A 6,941-nucleotide genomic window follows, 5' to 3' on the forward strand; every position below is an offset into this window, starting at 1 on the left:
CCGATCATGATCTTCGCGGCCGAGATCACGATGATCGACACGGTCGCCATCAGGGCTGCGACGAGAAACATCAGGAGGCCCGCGAGGGCTCCAGTGATGTAGCTGCCGTTCTGGCTGATCGCCTGCCCGACATCGAGGGCCTGCAAATAGAGCGAATCGAGCCCCTCATAGAGGTTGCCCGATCCACCGCCGAAGGCTTCGATGACGACCGCCCCGATCTCGCTAGGGGCATTGGTCAGGACGCCATAGACCGCATTGAAGTTCGTCCAGGATGACAGGAATGCCGACGCAACCGCGATCCGAACCATCAGGCCGAGACCATTGCGCAGGGTCATTGGCACGGCCTGTGCCATCAGATTGATCCCGACCAGCACCACCACCAGAACCGAGCCGATCCGGAAGATCGGCACGATCTCAGCAGCCACGGCATCGAACGCCGTGGCGCCAACCGCAGTTGCGGCCGCGTCGACCTGGGTCAGGATGTCGGCGATGATTGCCATGGATCACATGGACCGGCAGACGGTCTCGAGGTCGCGATAGCGCGCCTCGGTCTCGCGTTGGTGCTGCGTGAGGTAACCCTCAAGCTCGGCCCGATCTTCGTTGATGAGTTCTGAATCTGGCTTGCCCAGTACCTCCGACGTGAAGTTGTCGAAGCTGAAGCCATCGAAGAGGCAAGCGCATGTTCCCTTTTCCAGGGCCTGCATCTTCGCCGCTGTGATGTAGGCCTGCCGCGCCGCCCCCTTGAAGCGCCAGTCGTTGATCCCTTCTGGAAGGTCGATCACCTCATCGCAGCGCGCCGTTTCTTCACCCGCAAAGATACCAGTCCCGCGCCGCTGCATTTCGGTCAGGAGATCCAGCGCGGTCTCCGCATCCTGCGCGCCTACCGCTTCCCGGGTCTCTTCGATCAGCTGAACGTCGCTGAAAGTAGCGATGTCTTGCGCCGCAGCGAAGCTGGCAAGGCAGACCAGGACAGCAACCGCCGCGACGTGGTGAGAAGCCCGCCGCATCATTCGGCACCCGAGTAATCGAAGAAGCTCTTTTCCTTGGCCTGCTCTGCGGCCCAGTTCACACCCGTCTGCCCGGCGGCCAGCCCCGCAGCTGCGTTCAACCGCCACATCTGGCCGAGCATGTAGTTGGTCTCGGCCGCCATTCGGGTGTTGAGGTCGATGCTTTCCTTCAGGCCATCCTGATTGGCGATTTCGGCCACCAAACCGTCGATCCGCGCGAGGCTTTGGGCGGCTTCCTCGTAGGAGAGCTGCGCCACGCCCATGGCCGTGGCACTCGTGGCAGCGGTCGTCGCGATGAGCTTGTCCTGCGGATTGGCGGAGGAGGACAACCCGGCCAAGGTTTCCGAGGTCAGCCCGGCCCCTTCCAGCGTGTCGCGCATGTATTCGGCGGCCATCTTGTCGCCCATGGTCACATCGCCATCGAGGAGGCTATCCAGAAGCCCATCGAAATCCCCGATGGTCAGTGCGTCCTGGAAGCCGGATAGGTCGGTGATCTTGGCAGCCCGCGAGCGCAGATCCTCCACTGAGTTGTAGAGGCTCGCGATCTCGTTCAGGCCCGAGATCGACCCAAGGATGCCTTCGAGGTTGGTCAGCTGCTCGAGACCGGTCTCGACCTGCTTCTTCAACTCTTCGATCTGCGCAATCTGGTTTTCGGCATCGCGAAGTGCTGCTTGAAGCTGCTCGATGTTCTTGGCGAGGTTGGTGCCGTCGATGACGGGCACGCCCTGTGCAAAGGCTGCTGACCCGAGAAGAGAAAAGCATAGTGCCGCTGTTGCGGCCGTGAGGTTACGGTGCATCCGAATACTCCCAAAATGTCGTGTATTGCAGGGCTTGCGCGGCATCCGAGAGACCGTGCGCCGCCTCGACCTTGACCGCCCCCGCGCGCAGCCGCAGCGTCAGGGCCGTGAGGCGGGCACGCTCGGCGAGCATGTAGGTGTTCTGATCGACCGCTTCTTTCGGGGTCTGGGGCTTGGCCTCTTCAAGGAACCCCTTGATCCGCGCCATGGCCGCCTCGATCTGGCCCGACTGCTGGCCGGAATAGCCGATGAAGGCCGAGGACATGTTGCCCCATTCGGCACTTGCACCCTCCACCCCCGCCAAAGTGCCGGTAATATCCGCGCCAGTGATCACCGAGAGGTAGGCATCGTAGTAGCCAGAAATCCGGCGGACGTAGTTCTGGGTTTCCTCGAAAGGTGGGATGCCGCCGTATTTCTGGACGTTTCCGGGACCGGCATTGTAGGCCGCGAGCGCGAAGTCGATCCGGCCGAAGCTGTTGAGCTGGGTCGCGAGATAGCGTGCGCCACCATCGAGGTTCTGCAGCGGATCGGTCGGATCAACGCCGAGGTCGGCGGCAGTGCCGGGCATCAATTGGCAAAAGCCCATGGCCCCGACCGGACTGATCGCCGCGTTGGAAAACCCGCTCTCCTGCTTCACCAGCGACTGGAATAGAATGCGCCAGGTCGTGGGCGTGAGCCCGACCTTCACAACGCCAGGGTGTGTCTCGTACCGCGCCGCCGTGGCGATGATCATCGCCTCGACCGTCTCGCCCTCACCAAAGAGCCGCTGGCTTTCTGGGCTCGTCTCCTCAAGGGGATAGACCTCGTCTGCAGGGGGGAAGGTTCCCGACCCTGTCTCGAAGCCGCTGAGGTCGGTCATGCCGGTCGTGTCTGCGAGGAAACGCTCATAGGCGGCCAGCTGGTCGTCTTCGATCTCGCTGAGCTCGGAGCGGGTGCTGAGTTTCTCTCCCTGCTTCACGGCGTCTTCGGCCTGTTCGACAAGACGCGAGATGAAGTTCGAGAGCCGCGAGCCGTCGATGATCGGCACGCCTTGGGCCATGAGGCCGACGGGCAGCGCAGTGCCCAGGAGAAGCCCGAGAAGGAGGGGTGCGCGACGCATGCGAACCCTCAGTTCGCGCAAGTCGCGTCGGGGGCGTTCATCGTCGAGACGATGACGGTCGTGCCGTCGCTTTGCTCCCGCGCCGCGAAGTACTTGCCCTCGGCCCGGAACTGACCGTGGCAGGGGGAGACGGCCCCCGTCTCGACACCGGCGCAGGCGGAGAGGAGGGTGAGCCCGAGAAGGGAAGCGGGGATCAAGCGGGTGCGTCGGGTCACGTCATGTCCTTCCAGAAATCAGAGGCGTCGCGCCAGCCATAGGGGGCGCGGTCTTCGCCGGATCGGCCGCCGCCAAGAACGGCGAGCGCAGGTCCAAGTGCGGCGAGATCCATGTTCACGAAGACCGAGTCACCGGCCGAGCGCAGGAGGGCGAGGCGCAGGCCACCTGTCGGCGTGCAGAGGAACTCGGCCTCTTTCTCGTTCAGCCGCAGGATCCGGTAATCCTCGGGGTTGGCGCGCGGGTTTGGGTAGAGAAGCTGCGTTACCACACTCTCTGCGATGATCTGGCCGACTTTGACCCGGGTCAGATGGGTGGGTGTCTGAGTCAGCATCATCACCACGGCATTCTTCTTGCGCATGGTGACGAGCCAGTCATGCAGGCGCTTCTCGAAGATCGGATCGTCGAGCATCTTCCAGGCCTCATCGATGACGATGAGGGTCGGACGGCGATCCTCGATCACCCGTTCGATGCGGCGGAAGAGATAGGCCAGAAGCGCTGAGCGCTCGGTCCCGAGGTCGAGGATCTCCGACATGTCAATGCCGACCACATCTTCGGATAGGCTGATCTGGGATGTGGCCCCGGGCCCAAAGAGCCAGCCATGTCGGCCTCCCTGCCCCCATTCCCGGACCCGGCCCACCAGATCGCCCTCGTCGTCCGTCGAGGCGACGAGAGTTGCGAGGCCATCAAACGTCCGAAGCCGGGGATCGGCCGAAACGATCTGACGGACAGCGGCGTTGAGGCTGACAGTTTGGGCGGTCTCGAAGGGCCGTGAACCTGCGAGGATGTCACCGAGCCAGTCGGTAAGCCAGGCCGCCCCGCGCTCATCGACCTCGGTCTGGAACGGATTGAGGCCGGTCGCCTCGCCGATCCGGATCGCAGAATAGCTGCCGCCCAGGGCCCGCACGGCCATCTCGAGGCCCCGGTCCTTGTCAATGACGAGGATACGGGCATGAACCCGCCGCGCCTGCGCCATCAGGAAAGCCGTGCCTAAGGTCTTGCCCGACCCCGTGCGGCCCAACACCAGCGTGTGGCCAGCGCTCGGCTCGGCACCCCGTTCGCCTTTGTCGTGGAAATTGAAACGGTAGAGGCTTGAGGTGACCGTCGGCAACGCCGTGATCGTCTCGCCCCAGGGCGATTGCACCTTCGGGCGACCTTCCGTTACCCGGTGGAGCGCCGCCAGATGGGCGAAGTTCTGGGCCGACAGAAGCGCGGTCCGTGGACGGTAGGCCCAGTTGCCCGGGGCTTGTGCAAACCAGGCCGCGCGCGAAGCGAAACTCTCGCGCACCAAAGTCGCCCCGCAATCCTGTCCTGCGCGCCAGACCTCGGAGGCGGCCTCCTCCAACTGTTCCGGCGTCTCGGCCGTGACCATGACCGTCAGGTGATGTTTGCCAAAGACCTGTCGGCCGGAGGCGACGTTGTCCGCGGCCTCGTACAGTTCCTGGCGCAGGGTTTCGGCGGCATCCTCAGAAGCGCGCATCTGGCGTGCCGTGCGCTTGATGCGCTCTTCGATCTCGTTGTTGCGGGCGGGCGTGAAGCTGTTGGTGATGACGATGTCGTAGGGCAGTTCCAGCGCATCGAGCATCCGCGCCCAGGTGCGGGCAGGATAGGACTTCACGCCGAAAATCGTCCCGAAACGCTGCCCGGCACCAGTTTCGATCTCCACCCGCTTGCCGGCAAAGGTCATCTGCGATGACGCGATTGCCTCACTGAGAAACTGGCCGCGCATCGGCAGGACCTTTGCGATCGGCTGCCCGAGAAGGACGCCCAGGAGACCGAGCCATTCCCCGGAGGAAACGGTCAGCCGCCGGAAGCCCAGACCCTGGCAAGCTCCGGCCAAAAGCCCCATCGCTTCATTCAGGCGTTCGATCCGCTGACCGAGATCGCCTGTGAAGGCCGCCTTGAAAAGTGCACCTATAAGGGGGGCACGTTTCAGCGCCGTGGGGCGCAGGATGAGGGACACCACCAGCACCCGCCGCTTCAGCGTGCGTGCGCGAAGATGCCCTTGCCAGCGGGTATCGACCATGGCCGCGAATTCGGCCCCAGTGCCCTCACCATCGAAGGGCTTGAGCTGGGGTGCGTCCGGCAGGGTCAGCTTGGAGACATGGAACCCGAAGCCTTCGCCCAACTGGCCGATCAGCCGCGCAAGCGAAGTGGTCGCGAGCGAGAGGTCCCCCTCTTCCGTCGTGAAACTGTCCTGCCCCTCGACCACGGCAGCGGCGATCAGGTCACCTTGCCGGGTCAGGATCAGATTGTCCGCCGGTGCGGAGAGCCACGGCAAGTGTCGCGCGAGGGTTTCGGCTGCGAGGTCCCCGGGCCGCACGACAGATCGAAGCGCCGGAGTGGCCGGGAAGAGGGATTTGAGGTCAGCTGACATGGCGATCTCCGCCCAAGGCTGACTTGCCCCGTGTGCGCGGTGTCCGGGAGAAAACTACCGCGACCGTCTCGAAGAGGTTCGGGTTGCGGTCTGCCACGAACCACAGGACTGGATAGCCGATGACACCGATCAGCAGAAACCGCCAATCGTTGGCGCCCACGAAGGGGATGACCGAGCCCAGCATCAGGCTCACGAAATAGCCGATGGGCAGGCCGAAGATCTTCGGCGGCCGGGTGAGGCCGAGAAACAGGGGCGCGTCATGCATGGGAAAGTGTCCGGATCAGGCCGCAGGGCAAAAGGTGTGAATGATCCGTTTGCCCTGCTGGCATCAGCCTCAGGGGGCTGCGAAGCCGTCGATGATCGTCGCGGCCGAGAAGACCAGGACCACGCCGAAGAAGATGGCGAGGAACAGAGGCCAGTTCAGGCGGCCAGTGAACATCATGTATCCCGCGGCCACGACAGCAAGGATGGCGATCAGCCGGCCGATCGGGCCGGTCAGCGCATCGACCACGGTCTGAAGCATGTTCTCCAAGGGGTCGAGATTCTGTGCGAGGGCGGGCTCAGCGAGGATCGCCGCGAAGGGCAGCGCCAGCAAAAGGGTGTGCAAAGCCAGGCGCGGCAATCGCGCACTGAGGAGATTGCGGAACATGGGAGTTACTCCGAACTGAGGGTTGCGTTGGTCAGCCGCAGAACCTTGGCCACATGGCCCTCGGTTTCGGCATAAGGGGGAATGCCGCCGTAATCGCGGACCGCTTGGGGTCCGGCGTTGTAGGCAGCGAGTGCAAGATCGGCAGCGCCGAAGTCCTCGAGTTGGGCGAGGAGATAGCGGGCCGAGCCGTGCAGATTGTCTTCCGGATTATGGGGATCGACACCGAGGAGATCGGCGGTTCCGGGCATCAGCTGACCCAAGCCGATGGCACCGACCGATGAGCGCGCATCCGGATTGAAGGCGGATTCCACGGCAATGTTGGCCCGGAAGAGCGCGAGCCATTCCGTCCCCGAGAGCCCGGCCGCTTTCAGGGCCGGATGGCGAAGGTAGTCGTCGCCCACGTCGAGAACGAGATCCTCGATCTCGGCCGTGCCACGCGGACCGCTGCCCGTCTGGGTCGTGCCATAGGACGCAAGAACAACGAGACTGTTCTCAGCGGCATCAGTCGCAACACCATCTGCGAATTCGGCGCCGTTCAGATCGCCGCGTTTGGGAAGTTCTTTGCCAAAGTCGAGGACGCTGGCTCGAACCCTCAGATCCTCAGCCCCTGCCCCGAGGTCGATGACCTCGGCGACTGCACCTTGTCCGGCTGCAAGCCAGAGCGCCAGCCCGCCGCAGAGGGTCAGATCAAGGGGTAGGTTCTGCCTCCGCGTCATGGGTCCAGGTCGCCTTCTCGCCCTTCTTCAAAGGAACGGGAACCGTGGTCAGACCCAACTCGACCGCGAAGGAGATAAGACCG

Annotated in this window: 9 protein-coding genes; all 9 read right to left on the minus strand. The window is 63.8% G+C overall.

Features of this window, described 5'->3' with window-relative positions; translation table 11 throughout:
- Positions 1 to 500 (minus strand): type IV secretion system protein (locus ACRCSW_RS11375; protein WP_438705153.1); only part of this gene is annotated, 500 nt, incomplete at its 3' end.
- Positions 501 to 503: 3 nt separating this feature from the next.
- Positions 504 to 1,007, minus strand: a complete 504-nt coding sequence (locus ACRCSW_RS11380) for a hypothetical protein (protein ID WP_438705155.1) — start codon at positions 1,005 to 1,007, stop codon at positions 504 to 506.
- Entirely contained in the window at positions 1,007 to 1,804 is a 798-nt protein-coding gene (locus tag ACRCSW_RS11385; RefSeq protein ID WP_438705156.1) for a type IV secretion system protein, read from the minus strand. Before ACRCSW_RS11385 ends, ACRCSW_RS11380 begins: the two co-directional genes overlap by 1 nt.
- Positions 1,794 to 2,903, minus strand: coding sequence for a lytic transglycosylase domain-containing protein (locus ACRCSW_RS11390; RefSeq protein ID WP_438705158.1), 1,110 nt, complete (start codon positions 2,901 to 2,903; stop codon positions 1,794 to 1,796). Before ACRCSW_RS11390 ends, ACRCSW_RS11385 begins: the two co-directional genes overlap by 11 nt.
- An 8-nt stretch (positions 2,904 to 2,911) precedes the next feature.
- Positions 2,912 to 3,118 (minus strand): hypothetical protein, encoded by a 207-nt coding sequence (locus tag ACRCSW_RS11395; protein ID WP_438705160.1) that lies wholly within the window; start codon positions 3,116 to 3,118, stop codon positions 2,912 to 2,914.
- Positions 3,115 to 5,493: a type IV secretion system protein B4 gene (locus tag ACRCSW_RS11400; protein ID WP_438705162.1), complete on the minus strand. Its 2,379-nt coding sequence runs from the start codon at positions 5,491 to 5,493 to the stop codon at positions 3,115 to 3,117. Before ACRCSW_RS11400 ends, ACRCSW_RS11395 begins: the two co-directional genes overlap by 4 nt.
- Positions 5,483 to 5,758: a type IV secretion system protein VirB3 gene (locus tag ACRCSW_RS11405; RefSeq protein ID WP_438705163.1), complete on the minus strand. Its 276-nt coding sequence runs from the start codon at positions 5,756 to 5,758 to the stop codon at positions 5,483 to 5,485. Before ACRCSW_RS11405 ends, ACRCSW_RS11400 begins: the two co-directional genes overlap by 11 nt.
- Before the next feature lie 69 nt (positions 5,759 to 5,827).
- Positions 5,828 to 6,142 (minus strand): TrbC/VirB2 family protein, encoded by a 315-nt coding sequence (locus ACRCSW_RS11410; protein WP_281470200.1) that lies wholly within the window; start codon positions 6,140 to 6,142, stop codon positions 5,828 to 5,830.
- A gap of 5 nt (positions 6,143 to 6,147) precedes the next feature.
- Positions 6,148 to 6,858: a lytic transglycosylase domain-containing protein gene (locus ACRCSW_RS11415; protein WP_438705165.1), complete on the minus strand. Its 711-nt coding sequence runs from the start codon at positions 6,856 to 6,858 to the stop codon at positions 6,148 to 6,150.
- Positions 6,859 to 6,941: the final 83 nt, after the last annotated feature.

The sequence above is a fragment of the Tabrizicola sp. genome (assembly GCF_051645465.1).
Taxonomy (GTDB): Bacteria; Pseudomonadota; Alphaproteobacteria; order Rhodobacterales; family Rhodobacteraceae; genus Tabrizicola.

Coding starts and splice junctions, on each gene's coding strand:
- ACRCSW_RS11385 (WP_438705156.1), bottom strand. CDS start 1,804: ATGCACCGTAACCTCACGGCCGCAACAGCGGCACTATGCTTTTCTCTT.
- ACRCSW_RS11415 (WP_438705165.1), bottom strand. CDS start 6,858: ATGACGCGGAGGCAGAACCTACCCCTTGATCTGACCCTCTGCGGCGGG.
- ACRCSW_RS11390 (WP_438705158.1), bottom strand. CDS start 2,903: ATGCGTCGCGCACCCCTCCTTCTCGGGCTTCTCCTGGGCACTGCGCTG.
- ACRCSW_RS11410 (WP_281470200.1), bottom strand. CDS start 6,142: ATGTTCCGCAATCTCCTCAGTGCGCGATTGCCGCGCCTGGCTTTGCAC.
- ACRCSW_RS11380 (WP_438705155.1), bottom strand. CDS start 1,007: ATGCGGCGGGCTTCTCACCACGTCGCGGCGGTTGCTGTCCTGGTCTGC.
- ACRCSW_RS11400 (WP_438705162.1), bottom strand. CDS start 5,493: ATGTCAGCTGACCTCAAATCCCTCTTCCCGGCCACTCCGGCGCTTCGA.
- ACRCSW_RS11405 (WP_438705163.1), bottom strand. CDS start 5,758: ATGCATGACGCGCCCCTGTTTCTCGGCCTCACCCGGCCGCCGAAGATC.